The organism is Algoriella sp., from assembly GCF_036647415.1.
Classification (GTDB): domain Bacteria; phylum Bacteroidota; class Bacteroidia; order Flavobacteriales; family Weeksellaceae; genus Empedobacter.
This window is the reverse complement of record NZ_JAVXKG010000037.1, coordinates 1-20229: the sequence shown is the minus strand read 5'-3', so window position 1 is coordinate 20229 and position 20229 is coordinate 1. Positions and strand designations below refer to the sequence as shown.

Sequence of the window (20229 nt, the reverse complement as noted above, 5' to 3'; positions counted from 1 at the left end):
CTTAAGAATAACACTAAGTCTTTATAGTAAAAAAGAGGATTAATTAACATGAGAAAACAATTTATATTAGCCATAGGATTATTTTCAATTTTCACGAATGCACAAGTTGAAGAAAAATCGGATTCTACAGATTATAACCCAATCGAAATAAAAGAAGTTTTGATTCAATCGCAACGTAAGAAAATGTTTGCGGACAAAGCTGTTTATACGTTTGATAAGGAAGCGTTGGAAAAAGCGCGTTACGCAAAAGATTTATTGAATACTTTACCAGAGCTACAAGTTGATCCAATTTCTAATACAATTCAAAGTATAAAAGGAGGTACAACATTGTTATTAATAAACGGAATTGAAGCTACCGATATGCAGATTAGAGCTGTGAAACAGCAAGATGTGGTGCGTGTCGAGTATTTTGATATTCCGCCAGCGCGTTATGCAAATCGTGCGGATCAGGTGGTGAATTTGATTACTCGAAATCCAGAAAATGGCTACGTTTATGGCGCAGATATTAGTTCGGCATTGACGACAGGTTTTATAAATGGTTCTGCTTATGCGAATATTACGAAAGGAAAAAATAATTTTGGATTGGAATATAACATCTATTTGAGGGATTATAAAGACCGAACTTCGATGAATATTTATGATTATGATTTAAACAATATACATTATCGATCAGAAAATCAACGAAACGAATATTTTGGATACACAGATCAATCAATTTTGTTGCGATATACTAATTCGGATTCGGATAAATATGCTTTTCAAGCAAAATTTGATATGAATTTTAGTTCGAGTTTTGCTTATGCAAATGGAACAAGTTTATTTTATCAGAATAGTTTATTGACGAATCATTCAACCTATAAACATTCTAATTCTAATTATTCAAAACCAACTTTAGATCTTTATTATTCGAGAAAATTAGGAACAAAAGATGAATTAAGTTTAAATTTTGTTGGATCGATGTATACGACAAAATCAATTGATGAAACGCGCGAATGGGAGACAGAAACTGGTAATGAACAATATAATTATTTGACAAATTTGGAAGCTGATCAAAAAGGAATTGTCGGAGAAATTGCGCATACACATAGTTTTGAGAAAGGAAAACTAAGTTCAGGTTATCGAGTTTCTAACAATTCGATAGATAATAATTTGGTTAATTTAAATGGTCCATCCAACAATAAAGTAAATTATTTAGAACAATATATTTATTCGGAATATTCTGGTAAAGTAAAAAAACTATCTTATCGTTTGGGAGTTGGATTTACAAATGTTCATAATAAAAACGAAGATACAAAAACAGATACATGGACTTTTACTCCAAAAATAGTGTTGGGATATGAGTTAGCGAAAAATCAAAATCTTCGATTTACGAGTTCGTACAAACCTACAAGTCCATGGAATTCGGCTTTGAGTAAAAATGTAATACAGGTTGTAGAAAATATTACACAAGAAGGAAATCCATATTTAACGATTCAGAAATCGTTTGGAAATAATTTAATTTACTCTTTCAATTCAAAATATTTTGATCTAAATACCAATGCATTTTATCATTATACAAAAGATCCAATCAATCAATTGTATTTGCAAAATATCATTAACGGAAATGTTGAAGGTTATAAATTGACGTACGAAAATGCTCAAAATTCGCAACGTTACGGCGTTCAAATTACAGGTTCTATCAAACCTTTTGGAACAGATATTTTAACCCTAAAAATAAATGTTGCACCAGCAACAGAACGTTTCAAAACTAAAGATGGAAGAATTTTGAAGAATGATTATATCGGAAACTATTTTGTGATTTCATCTGTTTACAAAAACTTTAATATCAATTATCAATTTAATATTCCGTATTACACGTTGGGTGGAGCTTTGTTGTACACACAAGAAAATATGAATCATGCTTTTGCGAGTTATAAACACAACAATTGGACTTTTACAACGGGAATGTATTGGATAGGAATGCCGTCTACTTATAAGCAAAAAACGATGGACAAACAATTTGTAGATTACTCTCGTGTAGGAAAAATTTGGGATAACAAATCGATGTTAGCACTTGGTTTAAGCTTTGATTTTGCAACAGGTAAAAAGACAAATATTAACCGTAAATTAGAAAATCAAACTGCTGGCGCAGCAACGTTTTAAAATTATTTTTATGAAGAAATTATTTTATCTATTTATTTTATTTTCAATGTCGCTTAATGCGCAAATCATTAATCTAAAAATTTTAGATTTTGATAATTTGCCTCTTGATGATGCGGACATTTATTTTAAAACCTCTACAAAAAATTTCATTTCTGATATGGAAGGAAAGGCAATTGTAGATTTAGCAAATGTTAGTGGAAATGATGAATTAATTATTTCCAAAAAAGATTATCAAGACGCAATTATTAAGGTTTCGGAATTAAAATCTAACCTAAATGTAAAACTTGAAAAAGTTTCGGAAATTGAATTGAAAGAAGCTTTTGTGTCAAACTTAAAATCAGAAGATATTCTGAAAAAGGTAATCGATAATTATGAGAAAAATTATAATGTAGAAAAGTATTATTATTTAGTTGATTTTAAACAAAATGTAGTTTATGATAGCTTGGAGAGAGAATATATTAATCTGGATTTAGAATTTAAATTTAATAAAGATAATTTGAAGATAAAATCAAATAAAGAACCAAAAGAAATTATTGATGTAGAAAGAGATAGAAAAGTTAATATAATTTTGAATAATTATTTAAAAAACATATCAATTATAGAGAATTTGAAAAATATGTTCAATAATGTAATAGAGAAAAAGTATGCCGTAAATAAATTGTCCGTTTCTCAGTATTCTGACAATACGGTTTATGTAATTACTTTAGAAAATGAGACAAAACAAAATTTATTAACAATAGATAAATCTACTTATGCTGTTATAGATTATACGTCAAAGGTATTTGAAGAGAAAGATAAATATTCGGGCTTATCTGAAATAAGTTATAAGTTTAGACCATATCAAGATAAGTGGATATTAAAAGAAAGTTCTGTATTTTCAAAATTAGATGTCGATTTAGGTGAAAAAACAAATGTTGTTATTGATATTAAACTACAAGTAGGAGATTTTAATCTAAAATCTTTCAATGGTTTTAATAGAACAATTAACCCATATAAAAATATACGATCTAATTTCAAATAATAAAAAACCTTCACAAATTTGTGAAGGTTTTTCTGTTTTATAATTTAGCCAAAAATTTCAGCGTATCAATATTATCAGCGTAATCGGTTAATTTCGGAAATTGTGTTTGTCCAAATTCTACATAATTCGGATTATCTTGCATGTCATTTCCTACTACACATTGTATTTGATTTTCATTCTCAATCAAATAATTTTTTACATCATTTACATCATTATAAATTTCAAAATTTACAACTGCAATTGGCGAATGTATATTTTCGTCTTTCTTGAATAAAACAAAATTATTATCCAAAAATTGATCTTTTCCTAACAAATATATTGCACGATTATAATCGTAATTATTCGCATATTTTGGATGATTAATGACCGTTTCGCCCCATGGTAAAATTGATTCAAAAACTTTATGTAATTGTGTTTCTTCTTTCACATAAATTTTTGTCACATTGCGACAACCCAATCCAAAATAGATAAAAATATCGTTTCCTAAATTTTGTAAATCTTCATCCGATTCTGTTCCATTTATTACAGCAACCGACGTTCTATTTTTACGAATAATATGAGGAACTTTTCCAAAATATTGCTCAAAATAACGTGCCGTATTATTACTTCCTGTTGCAATTACAGCGTCAAAATTTTCTAATCTTTCTATTACTTTGATGATTGATTCAAATTCTGAATTGATAGAATAAAGAAATTTGAAAATTAATTTCATCAATTTATCATCTTTAGACGACGTTTTTACCAAGGCATTATTTCCAGAAATAATTACGGAAAGTAAATCATGAAAACCAACCAAAGGTAAATTTCCAGCCATTATAATTCCCACATTTTTAGGTGTTTTTGCAAAAGGATAATTTTTTGTCCAAGCAGTTAAATTTTCTGTTGTTAAAGCTTCTGCCCAACTATTTAGTGCTAAGTTGATATTTTCGCGCGTAAACCAATTATTACTTGCTTCGGCATCGGTTAATGCAAACTGAATATCTTCCGTCCAATTCTCAAATTTCTGTTTCAAATCCTTGTCTGAAATAGAATCGCTATTTAAAATAAAATTAAAAAACTGTCCTAATTCGTTAAATGCTGAAATCCTTTGTTCAAATGTCATTTTTTCTGAAAATTAAATGTAATTTTGTAGTTGCAAATGTAGGAAATAAAAAAACAGATACAATGGCTATAATTATTACAGATGAATGTATAAATTGTGGAGCATGTGAGCCAGAATGTCCAAACAACGCGATTTATGAAGCGGCTGTTGACTGGAAATATTCTGAGGGAACTTCGCTTACAGGAACTATTGTAAACGTAGATGGTGTTGAGTTTGATGCCGATGCGGTGCAAGATCCAGTGAGTGACGAGGTTTATTACATCGTTCCGGACAAGTGTACGGAATGTAAAGGTTTCCACGAAGAGCCACAATGTGCGGCAGTTTGCCCGGTGGACTGTTGTGTGCCTGATGATGACCACGTAGAAAGTGAAGAGCGTCTTTTGAGTAAAAAAGCGTTTATGCACTTAGAGTAAGATCGTCACAACTTTACATATAAAAACCTCAAGTTATACGCTTGAGGTTTTTTTTTATTTTGGGCAATCCCTTCGGGCGGGCTTTTTGTTACAATCTTTTTCTATAGAAAAAGGATTTTCACTTCAATCCCTATTGCATTTATTTCGTTATTTTATATTTTTTTGATTCGTTTTTTCATCAAGGAAAAAATGAATGAGAATATTATCCAGTTTATTCAATAATGAGAATCTAACTCTTGTCGAAGAATCACACTTATTTCTCAACATATTTAAAATGTAAACCTTATCGAAGAAACGATTGCTTATAATTAATAATTAGAAGAAAAAACTGTCATTCTGAGCTTGTCGAAGAATCTCTCTAGTTAGAAATTCTAAAAACCGATATATATTTTACTTAGAATACCTCTTTTTTCTAATCCAAAATCCAAGTCCAGCTAATAAACCAATAATTAATGTCGGAACAATTAAGTTGAGCATTTGCCATGTCGATTTTTCTTGAATTACAGTTGTTTCGCTCAACAATGGAATTTCTAATTTACGGTTTCGCAAAGCTAAAAAGTCCGCATCACCTAATAAATAATCCATCGCATTCATCACAAATGTTTGGTTGGCGTATGTTTTTGGTTTTCCGTCTGGATTATCTGGACGAACAGAGAATTTATTCTCGCCCAATTGCATTGGTTTTCCTCTCCAAAGAGCATTTTTCAAAACATCTCCGTCCGAAATAACAATCATTTTTCCATTCGTTGTTTTCGCTTTGAATTGAGGAAATTCTTTACGTTCATAACGTGAGGCATAAGCCGAATTGAAATTTCCTTCGAGTAAAACAGCCATCGGAATTTTACCCATATTATATTCTTCGAGATTTTCAATTTCTACTTCATTCAGTTGAATATAATTCAACACAGGTTTCATAGAAGTTTGCTCAGAAGTGCTTAATAAAACAGTTTGTTTAATATTAGGATTTTTTAATAATTCAATCGGATTTGCAAATTGAAATAAAACAGGATCTATTGAACTTGTAATTGGATTTTCTTCGCCTCTAATTCCTAATTCAAAATACGGCCAATTGTAATAATTATAACTTGTATTACCAGCAGTTTCTCCATCAGCCAAAACAATTTGCGCACCATTCATATCTTTTATCACAGCAGGATGTATACGAACGCCGTAATTAAACAAGAAATCATTTAGTTTTAAATCTCTTGGAAAAGCAACAATTTTTCCACTTCGGAAAATAGAATCCATTTCGGCATCAACAGTTTCAACAGCCATCATCATTTTTCCGCCATTCATTATATATTGATCCAAAACCAATTTATCCATATCAGAAAAAGGTAAAGTAGGTTTTGCAACAATTAAAGCGTCAAAACGTTTCAAACTATCCAAATCAGAAGGCTGTAAAGTCATCGATTTGTTTGCAATAGGATTTAGATAAATTTCGACATCATATTTTTCTGATAATGCACTTCCTAAACCTTGAATATTTGCTTCTGGTAATTCGTCGTGATGAACGATAAACCCAATTCTTTTTCGTTCGAAATTTGTGGCTTTTTGTATTTTTTCTGCAAATAAATATTCTAATTTTTCTGTAGAAGCCAACGCTAGATCTTCAAATGGAGTAGAAGGATCATTAACCAAAACCTCCATATAAGTAGATTTTCCTGCGTACGTCAACTTGGCGTATGGATAAACATTCAAAACTCCTTTATCTGTTTTAATCGGAACTGGAGCTAAATTATTTTGCTCTAATTCGGCTTGTCCTAAATCGACTGGATCAATAAAAGAATAGGAAATATTGCTATTTTTTTCGCGTAATTCATCCAAAAGAAATTGAATTTCATTTTTCAGAATACGATAATCACCCGTTAAATCTCCACCCAAAAGGATTTCAATTTTTAGCGGCTCTTTTATATTTTCTACTAATTTTTCTGTTGTAGATGTTAGTGTAAAACGTTTGTCTTTCGTCATGTCAATTCGTGTGTAGACAAATTGAGCGATGATGAAAAGTGCAATTAATGCAATGAAAGTAATTAGTGTTTTTTTGTTTAATTTCTTCATGGCACTATTTTTTATTTTCAAGATTAATGATTGTGATAAGATTAAGAATTGCAATCAAAATCATAAAATAAAGTAAATCTCGTGTGTCAATAATTCCTTTCAAAAATTGGTTGTAATGTGTAAAACTTCCAATTTTTTGAACATAAAAATCCATCGAACCAAGTAAGTTGTAAGAGGCTAAACCTTCAAATCCATAATAAATAATAAAGCAAAAGAATACGGCTAAAACATAAGCCATAACTTGATTTTTTGTGATAGATGAAGTGAATAATCCTATTGCAGCGAAAAGACATCCTAAGAATAAAAGTCCCAAATAGCCAGAAAAAATAGTTCCGTAATCTAATTCTTGTTCAGGAATTAAAAATTCTTGTAAAGTAACTGTGAACAAAAATGTAGCGATTAAACAAAATACAACAACCGAAACAACGGCTAAATATTTGCCCCAAATAATTTGACTGTTTTTTATAGGTTGTGTAAATAACCACAATAATGTGCCGTTTGCTTGTTCTTCTGCGATCAATTTCATGGTTAAAGCTGGAATCATGAATAAAAAAATCCATGGACCAACAAAAAAGAAACTGCTTAATGAAGCATTTCCTGTATTGAAAACGTTGAATTCGTTATCAAAAAACCAAAGAAATAATACCGAAACGATAACAAATGCTGCGGCAGCTAAATAGGCTGTGAAACCTAAATAAAAATTGGAAAATTCTTTCTTGAAGATTGTCCACATATTATTTTTTATTATTACGATTAATTAAACGTACAATAATCATAAGTATTATACCAGAACCGAAGAAACTTACAATAGACCAATACCAATCTCTTCCGAAATCTGTTTTTTGGATAACTGCAAATACAATAACAAATAATAAAATTGTTGCCAATTCGTTCATCATTCGCAATTGTACAGAAGTATATTTAAAAACCTTGTTTTGTACTTGTTTCAATGTTCGCCAGCACCACAAATGATAAAGCAAAAGTACACTTACCATTCCCAGTTTACTTTTCATCCAAGGCATTTGTAATAATCCTTGATTTTTGTAAAGCATATTAAGTCCCATTGTAATCAAAATAATCAAAGCAGGAGCAGTGATAACATTCCACAGTTTTTTTTCCATGAAAGTATATTGATCTTGTAAGATTGATTTTTTGGGATCTTCCATATTTTGTGTTTCGGTATGATAAATCATTAACCGAACAATGTAAAATAAACCAGCAAAGTAACTTACCACGAATATGACGTGTATTGCTTTGTATATTAAATAATTATAAGTCATATAAATTATTAAAATCTCTCTACTAAATATTATTCAGCATTATTTTCAAATTCAATTGTAATTGTATCGCCTTTCTTTAGTCCCATTAATTGATTTGCGCCACCAGATACGACCGGATTACTTTTGTATAAAGTCACTTCTAAAAAATTAGCAGAATTAAACAAACACAACGTTCGTCCAAAAGCTTGTACTTCTTTGCTGAAATCCTGTACAACTTCGTTATAATGGTTGTAGATTACTGTAATATCGGTCATCGAAAAATCTTTCTGACGAAGTAAAATTTTATATTTTCGATTCTGAATTGTTTCCTCGAAAAAATCTCTCGAAATATTAGTTACCACATTCCCAAAATGATCAATATAAACCACATTTCCGATAATAAATTTATCATCACGGTAAATAGGGCTTAATTCATTCAATTGTTTCATTTCTGTGCGTTTATTACCTAAAAGAGCAGGAACTCCGCCACGCGCTAAGTGACATGCAACAGGAACAAAACAATCTTTCATCGGGAACAAACCGTCTATTCCTTCGGGATAAGCTGTGATTTCGTAAATTTCTTCAGGATCATTTTGTTGACAAATCAAGGATAAAATTCCATTATCTGCACAAATAAAATAATGTCCATTAATCAAAGCACAAATAGGCTTTTGTAAAGGAGTACTTAATGCATTAACACCAATAATATGGACAGTTCCTTTTGGAAACTCGTCATAAGAATTTCTGATAATATAAGCGGCTTCTGATAAATCATAAGGATTTACATAGTGCGAAATATCGACAATTGTAACATCAGCCAATTCTTTTAGAATTGCGCCTTTTACGCTGGATACAAAATAGTCTTTTGTACCAAAATCTGATGTTAATGTAATAATTGCCATTATTCTATAATTAGTGCAAATATATTGTTTATTATTCTTTATTTTTGTGTAAGTGAACTAAAAAAACCACCACATTTGACAGAAATCAATATCGAATTAACTGAAATTAACGCCCAAGATTTTTACGGCGCTAATAATGAACATCTAAAACGTATTAAAGAATATTATCCAAAACTGAAAATTATTGCTCGAGGAAAAGAGCTTACAATTTTTGGAAATGAGGAAGTTCTGAAAGTTTTTGACCAAAAAATTCAGAAAATTATTCAACATATTCACAAATACAATCGACTTTCTGACCGCGATCTCGAAATCATTATGACAGAAGACAATAACGAAATGCTTCAAATGAAAAAAGAAGATGAAATTATTGTACATGGTGTTAACGGAAAACTAATTAAACCACTAACGCCCGGACAAGCTGCTTTGGTGCAGAAAGTATATGACAAAGACATGGTTTTTGCAATTGGTCCTGCTGGAACTGGAAAAACCTACACGGCTGTTGCGATGGCTGTACAAGCACTAAAAAACAAAGAAGTTCGTCGTATTATTATGACGCGACCTGCTGTAGAAGCGGGAGAAAATCTTGGATTTTTGCCAGGAGATATGAAAGATAAACTCGATCCGTATTTGCAACCTTTGTATGATGCTTTGCGAGATATGATTCCTTTCGAAAAACTTTCTTCTTATACAGAAAAAGGAGTGATAGAAGTTGCACCATTAGCATTTATGCGTGGTAGAACACTGGATGATGCATTTGTTATTTTAGACGAAGCGCAGAATACAAGCTATGCACAGATGAAAATGTTTTTGACGCGAATGGGAAAACATTCTAAATTCATTATAACTGGAGATCCAGATCAAGTAGATTTACCACCGAAACAAAAATCTGGTTTGCGCGAAGCAATTACAATCTTAAAAGATGTAAAAGATATTGGATTTATCTTTTTGGATGATAAAGACGTCGTAAGACATAAAATTGTGAGAGAAGTATTGAAAGCTTACAAAGCAAGTGAAAACAAAGAAAGAGAGAAAATCGATATCAAAAAGTAAATCAAAAAGCCAATTGTTTGAAAGAGCAATTGGCTTTTTGATTTAATCTAATTCGTTTTTTATAATAACAAACAAATTTGTCAAGCTGAATTCATTTCAGCTTCTCACGTTGTAATTTTTTATTTTGAAAAATTCAGAATGAAATAAAATTATATTTTCTGCATTTTAGGTTTTAATATAAAACCAACTACATTAAAGGTTAAGCCAATTGCCGTAGTTGCACCTGCAATCATACTCATTCTATTAGAATCTGGAAATTCTATTAACAATAAAATTGAAGCTAAAATTAAGACTAATCCAAGTATAAAAAATATATTTTTCATTTCTCTAAGTTTTGAAATTTAGTTAAATATAATAATTATTTTCAAATAATATGAAAAATAAACAAGTAAAAATTCTCTTGTCAAGCTGAATTCATTTCAGTTTCGCACCCTGATAGTTAGATTCTTCGATAAACTTAGAATGATAAGCGTGATGTGATTCTGAAACGAGTTCAGAATGACAATTAAGTAAATGTCATTCCGACGAAAGGAGGAATCTATAAAATATTTTTTCTTTTAGCCAACCTTTTTACAATAACTTGCATCTATCCTATAAATCAAATTGTATGAAAAAATATTTTCCATTCCTAACATTTTTTGTTGCCTTTTTGTGGACAACAAAAATTTTTGCACAAGATATCCGAATTGGTTTTCCGAGAATAGAAATTGGTTCGCGTCCCGACGAAAATTCTGTCGCATTACAAGAAATGAATACGCAAGTCGAAATCTTTGGGAATTTAGCCAAAACAACTACTACATTAGTTTTTACAAATTCATCAAGTCGAAATCTCGAAGGAAATTTAGTTTTTCCAATGCCAGAAAATACGACGATTAGCGGATATGCGATAGATATTAATGGAAAAATGCGCAATGCAGTTCCTGTTACAAAAGCTCGCGCGGTAGAAGTTTTTGAAAGTATTCAGAAACAAAATGTCGATCCCGGAATTATAGAAAAAGTAGAAGGTAATAATTTCCGTACGCGTATTTCGCCTATTCCTGCAAAGGGTTCAAGAACAATTCAGTTATCTTATTATCAAGTTTTGAAATATGATAAATCGGCTTATCAATATCATTTACCGTTAGATTCTTCGAAGAAAATTGCGAAATTTAATTTAACAACTAAGGTTTATAACGCTGCTCAAAAACCACAATTGGAGGAATCACCTGATGGAACATTTAATTTTTCAGAAAATAGCAATGTTTTCGAAGCTAATTTGTCTAAAACAGATTTTAAACCAACAAAATCATTGACAATTAACTTACCAAAAGCAGCAAATAAAATAGAATCATTTATTCAGAAAAATTTAGATGGTTCGGTTTATTTCTACGCAAATTCTGTATTTGATGAAAAACCAATTGCAAAAGTTTGGTCAAAAAATATCGGAATTATTTGGGATAATTCGTTGAGTGGATTGAAACGCGATCATAAAAAAGAAATCGAATTTTTAGATAAAATCATTTCTCAACAAAAAAATCTAAATATAGAAGTTGCATTGCTGAATATTAATTTGGAGAAAGGAAAATCTTTTCAAATCAAAAATGGAGAATGGTCAGAATTGAAAAAATATTTGGAAACGATGATTTATGATGGCGGAACAAATTATGCTAAAATAGTTTCGACAACTTTAAATGCAGACGAATATCTTTTATTTTCGGACGGAATATCTTCTTTTGGATCAAATAAATTCGAATTTCAGCAACCAATTTATGCTATATCATCTTCTGTGACTTCAAATTTTGGCGTTCTGAAAATGATTTCTCAACGAAATGGTGGAAAATTTATTAATCTAAATGATACTTCTGTAGATAAAGCGTTTGAACAAATTAGTCAAAACTCGTTGCAGTTTATGGGAATTATCAACAATACGGCTGGCGAAGTTTATTCGACAAATAATAATGAAGCAAATCAAGATTTTGCAATTGCGGGAATTTCTCAGTATCCAAATGCAAAATTGACGATGATGTTTGGACGAAACGGAAAAGTTGAGTTTAACAAAGAGTTGGATTTAGGAAAAGCTGTGCAAACTTTTGAAATTAGTAAAGTTTGGGCGCAAAATAAAGTGAATTATTTGGAATTGAATCCAGAACAAAATAAAACAGAAATCGAAGAAATAGGGAAACAATTTTCTATCGTAACATCTAACACAAGTTTGATTGTTTTGGAAAATGTTTCGGATTATGTGAAATATAAAATTAATCCACCAGCGGAATTACAATCAGAATTCAATAAATTATCGAAACAAGGTTTTGAACAAAAAGAAACTCGAAAAAATGATTTATTGAAAAACGCAATTGCGAAAGCAAAAGAATTGAAAGAATGGTGGAAGAAAGATTTTAAATATGTAAAACCAAAATATCCAAAACCTGTTGGGGATTCTACTGATGTCATAGTCGATGTAAGACTTGAAGATATGGCTCTTCCTGAATTTAATGCAAATGCGGATATGGAAGAAGTAAGTTATGAAGCTTCTTCAAATATGATGGTTAGAACTGCACAAGTTCACCATATAATGCCTGAACCAAACTCGGATAAAAAAATGAAGGATGAATCATCTGCTTCTGTTCCAGAAATTAAAATGGTCGATATTAAATCAGATAAAGAATACATGAAATTGATAGAAGTATCAAAAAATCCATATCAAACTTATTTAGATTTGAGAAAAGATTATGCCGAAACACCAGCGTTTTATTTTGATGTAGCAACCTATTTCTTTCAGAAAAAAGATAAAATAACAGGTTTACGAATTTTAAGTTCTATTGCAGATTTAGGTTTAGAAGATGCAGAATTGTATAAAATGTTAGCGTATAAATTGAAAGAAATTGAAGAATATCAAACCGAATTATTCATCACGAAGAAAGTATTGGATTGGCGACCTTTTGATGCGCAAAGTTACCGAGATTATGCCTTGGCGTTACAAGATAATGAGCAATATCAATCTGCTTTAGATAATTTATATAAAGTATTGACGAATGATTATTCAGTAGAAATTGCTAATCGAGATCGTGATATTACGGAGATTATTGTACCAGAAATTAATAATTTGATTTCGCTTCATCGCAAAGAATTGAATCTTTCTGAAATTAATAAAGACATTATTGTGGATATTCCTGTTGAGGTTCGCGTGGTGATGAATTGGAATAAAGATATGACAGATATTGATTTGTGGGTAACAGATCCGAATGGCGAAAAATGTTATTATGGACACAGAACTACAGTAATTGGAGGTAGAAATAGTGAAGATGTAACGCAAGGTTTCGGCCCAGAACAATTTATGTTGAAGAAAGCTATAAAAGGAAAATATAAGATTGAAACAAACTTTTTTGGAGAAAATCAAATGAGTATTTCTGGACCAACAACTATTTCGGCAGAGATTTATTTGTTTTATAGTTCAGGAAAACAAGTGAAGAAAATGATTACTTTTCAAAATAATAAACCAAATGCTGGAGGTGAAGGAATTTTGGTAGGAGAATTTGAATTTTAAATAAAGGAAAAGGAATCTCTTTCAAGATTCCTTTTTTTTGTCAAGCTGAATTTATTTCAGCTTCTCATCTTATATCTTATGAGATTCTTCGACAAGCTCAGAATGACAGCGTATTTAATTTTTCTTAATAATATTGCATTTTACAACAATCACATCCACTGATTTCGATCTAAACTTCTGTATTGTATAGCTTCGCTGATATGTTTTGGAAGAATTTTTTCTGAATTATCTAAATCTGCAATCGTTCGTCCAACACGAATAATTCTATCATAAGCACGTGCAGAAAGATTTAATCGTTCCATCACGATTTTAATTAAATTTTTTGAAGCATCATCCAATTCACAAAAAGCATCCAATTCTTTCGGTCCCATTTGCGAATTATAATGAACGCCAGAATTTCCAAAACGAACAGTTTGTAAATTTCGAGCTTTCATTACACGTTCCCTTATTACATTGCTTTTTTCGCCTTTTCTTTCTTGCGATAAATCATCAAACGGAACAGGATTTACTTCGATATGCAAATCAATTCTGTCCAACAAAGGTCCAGAAATCTTGTTCATATAACGTTGCATTTCTACTAAAGAGGACGTATTATTTGGATCATCCATAAAATAACCGCTCGGACTTGGATTCATTGAGGCAATTAACATAAAACTCGCAGGATAATTTACCGTAAATTTAGCACGAGAAATAGTTACTTCTCTATCTTCCAAAGGTTGACGCATTACTTCTAAAACAGTTCGTTTAAATTCAGGTAATTCATCTAAAAATAAGACACCATTATGTGCCAAAGAAATTTCACCTGGTTGAGGATATGAGCCGCCTCCAACCAACGCAACATCAGATATAGAATGATGAGGCGAGGAAAATGGACGACTAACAATTAATGATTTACTGGATAATTTTCCTGCAACACTATGTATTTTTGTTGTTTCTAAAGCTTCACTTACGGTCATTGGTGGTAAAATAGATGCAATTCGTTTGGCTAACATTGTTTTTCCACTTCCCGGTGGACCAATCAAAATAATATTATGTCCGCCTGCTGCAGCGACTTCCATCGCACGTTTTACATTTTCTTGTCCTTTTACATCTGCAAAATCGAACGGATAATTATTCATTTCATTAAAAAATGCAGCATTCAAATCAACTTTATGAGGTTGTAAAATTATTTCTCCGTTAAAAAAATCGACAACTTCTCGTATATTTTCTATCGCATATACATTTATTCCCTCTACAACAGCCGCTTCATCTGCGTTTTGTTTGGGTAATAAAATTCCTTCAAAACCTTCTTCTTTTGCTTTTATTGCAATAGGTAAAGCGCCTTTTATTGGGCGAAGCGAACCGTCAAGCGATAATTCTCCCATCATAACATAATGTCCAACTTGTTCAGGTTTTATTTGTTCTGATGCTGCTAAAATACCAATTGCAATAGGTAAATCATAAGCAGAACCTTCTTTTTGTAAATCGGCAGGCGCCATGTTAATAGTAATTTTTTTTCCAGGTAATTTTAAATTAGAATTTTTTAATGCAGCATTAATTCTAAAATTGCTCTCTTTGATAGCGCTATCGGGCAATCCAACCAAATGATAACCGACACCTTGATCAATATTAACTTCCACAATAATGGTTTGAGCAGAAACTCCGAAAATAGCACTTGCAAAAATTTTTACCAACATGAAATGATTTTTTTATAAATTTACTTCCTTTTTCTATTGAATAAAATAGCTGAAAGGATTTAAATATTTAATAATCAATTAAATAAAAACACTTCGGTGTTAATTCTATATGAAAAAAGAAAAATATTCTTTTGAATTTGATCGATTCGATGACAAATCAGAGTTAGGAGCTTTACAAAAAATAGTAGTAGACAAAGCTTTTGAAATATCACATAATGCTTACGCACCCTACTCAAATTTTAAAGTTGGTGCAGCAGTGCAATTAGAAAATGGAGAAATTTTTTCGAGCTCAAATCAAGAAAATGCTTCATACCCTGTAGGTACTTGTGCCGAAAGAGGTTTATTGGCTTATGTAAATGCAAATTTCCCAAATATAAAAATAGAAAAATTGGCTGTATCTACGCCTAACGTTAACTTTCCACTACCTCCGTGTGGTATGTGTCGACAATATATTTTGGAAATAGAAAAGAAACAAAAATCATCAATAGAGATCATTTTATCAGGAAATGAAGGGGAAGTTTTTGTCTTAAATTCAGCCAAATATTTGCTTCCATTACATTTTACAGATGAATTTTTAGGGTAGCAATTTTGTACACTAAATAGATTAGTTTAAATTTGTTCCAACGGAATTGTGCAATTATGGAAAAATTAACGCAAGAAACATACCTACAATGGTATCGTGAAATGACTTTTTGGCGTCGCTTTGAAGACAAGTGTCGTTCATTATATTTAAAGCAAAAAATTAGAGGTTTCTTACATTTATACAATGGACAAGAGGCTCTACCAGCTGGTTTTATTCATGCAATGAAACCTGGAGTAGATCATGTAATTACTGCATATCGATGCCACGTTTGGCCAATGGCTTTAGGAGTAGATCCTAAACGTATTTTAGCTGAATTATGTGGAAAAGAAACAGGAACTTCTCATGGTTTAGGAGGGTCTATGCACGTATTTAGTAAAGAACATAAGTTTTATGGAGGACACGGAATCGTTGGAGGACAAATTCCTTTAGGAGCAGGAATTGCTTTTGGAGATAAATTTTTTAACCGCGATGGTGTTACTATTTGTTTAATGGGAGATGGGGCAACTCGTCAAGGTACATTACATGAAACGTTCAATATGGCGATGAACTGGAAATTACCAGTTGTTTTTGTGTGCGAAAACAATCAATATGCTATGGGAACTTCTGTATCACGTACAGCAAACCATGAAGATGTTTGGAAATTAGGTTTAGGATATGATATGCCTTGTATGCCTGTAGATGGTATGGATCCTGTTAAAGTTGCAGAAGCAGCTTACGAAGCAATCGAAAGAGCGCGTCGTGGAGATGGACCAACTTTCTTAGACGTTCGTACATATCGTTATAGAGGTCACTCTATGTCTGATGCTGAGCCTTATCGTACAAAAGAAGAGGTAGAAAATTACAAACAAGAAGATCCTATCTTAAATGTAGAAAATCATATTTTAGTTAATAATTGGGCAACTAAAGAACAATTAGACGCTATTATAGAAGAAGTAAAAGTACAAGTTGAGGAATGTGCAGAATTCGCAGAAAATTCTGAATATCCAAATGAAAGCGTAATGTACGATTATATCTATACACAAGAGGATTATCCATTTTTAGATAAAGTAGAAAACAACTAAACCATGGCTGAAATTATTACAATGCCTCGCTTAAGCGATACAATGGAGGAAGGAACTGTTGTAAAATGGCACAAAAATGTAGGAGATAAAATTGCGGAAGGCGATATTTTAGCTGATATAGAAACTGATAAAGCAATTCAAGAATTCGAATCAGAATTTGATGGTGTTTTATTATATCAAGGTGTTGCAGAAGGTGTTTCAACGAATGTTGATGAGGTTTTAGCAATTATTGGTCAACAAGGTGAAGATATTTCTGGTTTAATCGGAGGAGAAAAAACTGTAACTGAAACAAAAGAAGAGGTTAAAGAAGTATCAACTCAGGAAGTTAAAGCAGAAGCTAAATCTACAGTAGAAATTCCTTCAAATGTTGAAGTTATTACAATGCCTCGTCTTTCTGATACAATGGAAGAAGGTACGGTTGTTGTTTGGCACAAAAATGTTGGAGATAAAGTTTCTGAAGGCGATATTTTAGCTGATATAGAAACAGATAAAGCTGTACAAGAATTCGAATCAGAAGTTGATGGAGTTTTATTATACCAAGGTGTTAAATTAAATGAGCCTGCGCCGGTAGATTCTATTTTAGTAATTATTGGTGAAGCTGGTACAGATGTTTCTGCAATCGTTGCAAATGGTGGTGTTGTTACAGCTTCTACAGAAGTTGTGGACGATGAGAAACCAGTTGTAGTACAATTAGAAGTAAGTAATAAAGTAGAAGAAGTTGCTTCTTCTAACGATCGTATTTTTGCTTCGCCTTTGGCTAAAACTATTGCAAAAGATAAAGGAATTAATTTAGCTGAGGTTAAAGGTTCTGGTGATCACGGTAGAATTGTTAAAAAAGATATCGAAAATTATCAACCAGCAGTAGAAGCAAAATCTGAAGCAGTTAAACCTGCTCAAACATTTGTTTCTGGAGAAGATAAAGTGATTCCAAATTCTCAAATGAGAAAAATTATCGCAAAACGTTTAGCAGAATCTAAATTTACAGCTCCTCATTATTACTTAAATGTAGAGTTGGATATGGATAATGCAATTGCTGCACGTAAGCAATTAAACACTGTTCCTAATACAAAAGTATCTTTTAATGATATTGTTGTTAAGGCATGTGCAATGGCTTTACGTCAACATCCTGCGGTTAATTCAACTTGGACAGATACAGAAATTATTCAACACGGAGACATCAATATTGGTGTAGCTGTAGCTGTAGAAGATGGTTTATTGGTTCCTGTAGTTAAAAACACGGATCAAAAATCATTTACTCAAATTTCTGCTGAGATTAAAGATTATGCAGGTCGTGCAAGAGAACGTAAGTTGAAAGCAGACGAAATGGATAAATCTACATTCTCAGTTTCTAATTTAGGTATGTTTGGTATCGAATCATTTACATCGATTATTAATCAACCAAATTCTTGTATCTTATCAGTAGGTGCAATTATAGAAAAACCTGTGGTAAAAGACGGACAAATTGTTGTAGGTAATACAATGAAATTATCTTTAGCTTGCGATCACAGAACTGTAGATGGAGCAACAGGTGCACAATTCTTACAAACATTAAGAATGTACATCGAAAATCCAGTTACAATGTTAGTCTAATCAAAAGATTTAATATAATTTTTAAAAGACCATTCATCGAATGGTCTTTTTTTTTGTTGTAGTTCCTATAGATGTTTCGTATTTTTAAACTCTAAACCTACTAAATGCAACAATTAAAATTTTATTTTAATATATTAAAACAAACAGTTCTCGAATTTGGAGAAGATCGAATTATGAAATTGAGTGCTTCATTAACTTATTATGCACTTTTTTCACTTTCTCCATTAATCTTGATTATTATTTCTAGCGCAAGTCTTTTTTTTAAGAAAGATGCAATAGAAAATAGAATGTATTATGAGTTGAAAAATATTGTAGGTCCAGATATAGCATTAGTTATACAAAATTTTGTAGCAAATTCTACTTTGTCAGGCGATAGTTCTGCTGCTTTATATATTGGTATTGGAGTTTTAATATTTGGTTCTACAACACTTTTTACAGATATGCAAGATAGTTTGAATCTTATTTGGAGAGTAGAAGCAGTTCCACGTAAAGCATGGTTAAAATTTATAATAAATAGAGGATTATCTTTCCTTGTAATTCTAATTTTAGGATTAGTGTTAATTGCAACAGTTATTCTGAACGGAATATTAGTTAGTTTTGGAGAAGAAATTTTTAGTTTGCTAGAATTAGATACAGTAATTACTAAAACATCCTTGATTCTTTTAAATAATGGATTGAGTATATTTATCTCAATAATGATTTTTTATATTTTGTTCAAAATTTTACCTGATGCACGCATCAAAACAAAACCTGCATTTATAGGTGCTATATTTACAGCGATTCTTTTCTTTGCAGCGAAATATTTTATAGGAATCTATATAGCAAACACACGATACACAACAATTTTCGGGTCAGCAGGTTCGTTGGTTATATTATTATTGTGGATTTATTATGTAGCAACAATAATTTATCTCGGTGCAAAATTTACAAAAGTTTATGCCGAAATGAAAGGTTATCCAATCATACCAACCAAAAACGCAAAACTTCGTAAAGTCTCCTACGTAGACCATATTGCCGAAAAACACAATTACGAAAATATCGACTAACAATACATATTATAAATATCCAAGCTCGAAAATCATTTCGAGCTTTTTTTGACTATATCTATTGTACATCCATTTTGTCCTTCTGAGCCTGTCGAAGAATTTTTATGTTTTTTCTATTATATATAGACCCGATCTTCAGACTTCATTTCAATATTATATAATGAAAGAATATTTTTCTGAATACATTTCCAGCTTACGCTGCAACTTTTCTCGAGTTCTTGCACCAAAGTACCCAGCTCTGAATTTGCTTAAAACCGCAAATCATCCCTGTCTAAACATTTCCTTGCGGTAAAAATAACTTTGTCTTTGTCATTCTGAGCTTGTCGAAGAATCCTTACCTTTTCTTATTATATATAGATACTGTTCTGCTGAACTTGTTTCAGCATCACATCACGAATTATTCCCTCGAGGGGGATTATAGGGGTGTATTCTTTTCAGGATTCTATAATTCTTATATATTAAAGAACGATTTTCCTTTTTGTCATTCTGAGCCTGTCGAAGAATCTTATTCATCTCTCCCTCGAAAGCATAATAGAAATGTATTCTCTTTAAAAATATATCATCATTATAAATATGTACTAACACTTTTCTCTTGATTAGCTTTTAAAACCCTCCAAATAGAACTGACTATTCACGATAAAATCTCTCGAAATCTCCCGATTTTCCTGCTTTTTCACTTCAAAACCCTCCCTACGAGAAAAAGTTTCAAAAAATATTTGCCTTTATACCAGTTAGTTAAGGTTAGTTTGTAAAATAAATGTAAAATCTGTTTGGAAAAGCGGAATAATGGGTTGTATATT

General features: G+C 31.3%; 16 protein-coding genes. 9 read left to right on the top strand and 7 right to left on the bottom strand.

What is annotated here, in order from left to right; all coding sequences use genetic code 11:
• Window positions 1–48: 48 nt before the first annotated feature.
• Together RSC72_RS13435 and RSC72_RS13430 are read left to right on the top strand one after the other, a co-directional pair.
• On the top strand, window positions 49–2142 hold the full coding sequence (locus tag RSC72_RS13435; protein ID WP_332544481.1) for an outer membrane beta-barrel protein: 2094 nt from the start codon (window positions 49–51) through the stop codon (window positions 2140–2142).
• Between the two features lie 10 nt (window positions 2143–2152).
• Window positions 2153–3163 carry a hypothetical protein gene (locus RSC72_RS13430; protein ID WP_332544479.1) on the top strand — a complete coding sequence of 337 codons (1011 nt, stop codon included), beginning with the start codon at window positions 2153–2155 and terminating at the stop codon, window positions 3161–3163.
• A 37-nt stretch (window positions 3164–3200) separates the two neighbouring features.
• On the opposite strand, the gene RSC72_RS13425 is transcribed toward RSC72_RS13430, so the two are convergent.
• Window positions 3201–4265, bottom strand: a complete 1065-nt coding sequence (locus RSC72_RS13425) for an acyl-CoA reductase (protein ID WP_332544478.1) — start codon at window positions 4263–4265, stop codon at window positions 3201–3203.
• Window positions 4266–4327: 62 nt separating this feature from the next.
• Between RSC72_RS13425 and RSC72_RS13420 the strand changes: the two genes are divergently transcribed.
• Window positions 4328–4678, top strand: coding sequence for a 4Fe-4S dicluster domain-containing protein (locus RSC72_RS13420; protein WP_332566221.1), 351 nt, complete (start codon window positions 4328–4330; stop codon window positions 4676–4678).
• Window positions 4679–5068: 390 nt separating this feature from the next.
• Here the strand turns inward: RSC72_RS13420 and gldG are convergent, their stop codons facing one another.
• From gldG to RSC72_RS13400, 4 genes are read right to left on the bottom strand one after another with little or no spacing between them, the layout of a single operon-like run.
• Complete coding sequence (gene gldG, locus RSC72_RS13415) at window positions 5069–6739, bottom strand: gliding motility-associated ABC transporter substrate-binding protein GldG (protein ID WP_332544477.1); 1671 nt, start codon at window positions 6737–6739, stop codon at window positions 5069–5071.
• 4 nt (window positions 6740–6743) lie between these two features.
• Entirely contained in the window at window positions 6744–7472 is a 729-nt protein-coding gene (locus RSC72_RS13410; RefSeq protein WP_332544476.1) for an ABC transporter permease subunit, read from the bottom strand.
• A gap of 1 nt (window position 7473) precedes the next feature.
• Window positions 7474–8019: a CopD family protein gene (locus RSC72_RS13405; RefSeq protein ID WP_332544475.1), complete on the bottom strand. Its 546-nt coding sequence runs from the start codon at window positions 8017–8019 to the stop codon at window positions 7474–7476.
• 29 nt (window positions 8020–8048) lie between these two features.
• Entirely contained in the window at window positions 8049–8900 is an 852-nt protein-coding gene (locus RSC72_RS13400) for an SAM hydrolase/SAM-dependent halogenase family protein (protein WP_332544474.1), read from the bottom strand.
• 75 nt (window positions 8901–8975) lie between these two features.
• Here RSC72_RS13400 and RSC72_RS13395 point away from each other — a divergent pair, with 75 nt between their 5' ends.
• Window positions 8976–9950: a PhoH family protein gene (locus RSC72_RS13395; RefSeq protein WP_332544473.1), complete on the top strand. Its 975-nt coding sequence runs from the start codon at window positions 8976–8978 to the stop codon at window positions 9948–9950.
• 149 nt (window positions 9951–10099) lie between these two features.
• Here RSC72_RS13395 and RSC72_RS13390 read toward each other — a convergent pair whose 3' ends face one another.
• The gene (locus tag RSC72_RS13390; protein ID WP_332544472.1) at window positions 10100–10273 is read right to left on the bottom strand and encodes a hypothetical protein; all 174 of its coding nucleotides are present in this window, start codon (window positions 10271–10273) and stop codon (window positions 10100–10102) included.
• A gap of 284 nt (window positions 10274–10557) precedes the next feature.
• Here RSC72_RS13390 and RSC72_RS13385 point away from each other — a divergent pair, with 284 nt between their 5' ends.
• On the top strand, window positions 10558–13473 hold the full coding sequence (locus RSC72_RS13385) for a VIT domain-containing protein (protein WP_332566219.1): 2916 nt from the start codon (window positions 10558–10560) through the stop codon (window positions 13471–13473).
• Window positions 13474–13622: 149 nt separating this feature from the next.
• On the opposite strand, the gene RSC72_RS13380 is transcribed toward RSC72_RS13385, so the two are convergent.
• On the bottom strand, window positions 13623–15149 hold the full coding sequence (locus RSC72_RS13380; RefSeq protein ID WP_332544470.1) for a YifB family Mg chelatase-like AAA ATPase: 1527 nt from the start codon (window positions 15147–15149) through the stop codon (window positions 13623–13625).
• 109 nt (window positions 15150–15258) lie between these two features.
• Here RSC72_RS13380 and RSC72_RS13375 point away from each other — a divergent pair, with 109 nt between their 5' ends.
• From RSC72_RS13375 to RSC72_RS13360, 4 genes are all read left to right on the top strand, one after another.
• Window positions 15259–15732 (top strand): cytidine deaminase, encoded by a 474-nt coding sequence (locus tag RSC72_RS13375; RefSeq protein ID WP_332544469.1) that lies wholly within the window; start codon window positions 15259–15261, stop codon window positions 15730–15732.
• A gap of 56 nt (window positions 15733–15788) precedes the next feature.
• A complete protein-coding gene (gene pdhA, locus RSC72_RS13370) occupies window positions 15789–16793 on the top strand; it encodes a pyruvate dehydrogenase (acetyl-transferring) E1 component subunit alpha (RefSeq protein WP_332544467.1) in 1005 nt (334 codons plus the stop codon).
• 3 nt (window positions 16794–16796) lie between these two features.
• A complete protein-coding gene (locus tag RSC72_RS13365) occupies window positions 16797–18383 on the top strand; it encodes a DUF2118 domain-containing protein (protein ID WP_332544466.1) in 1587 nt (528 codons plus the stop codon).
• 104 nt (window positions 18384–18487) lie between these two features.
• Window positions 18488–19429, top strand: a complete 942-nt coding sequence (locus RSC72_RS13360) for a YihY/virulence factor BrkB family protein (RefSeq protein ID WP_332544465.1) — start codon at window positions 18488–18490, stop codon at window positions 19427–19429.
• The last annotated feature ends 800 nt before the right edge of the window (window positions 19430–20229 follow it).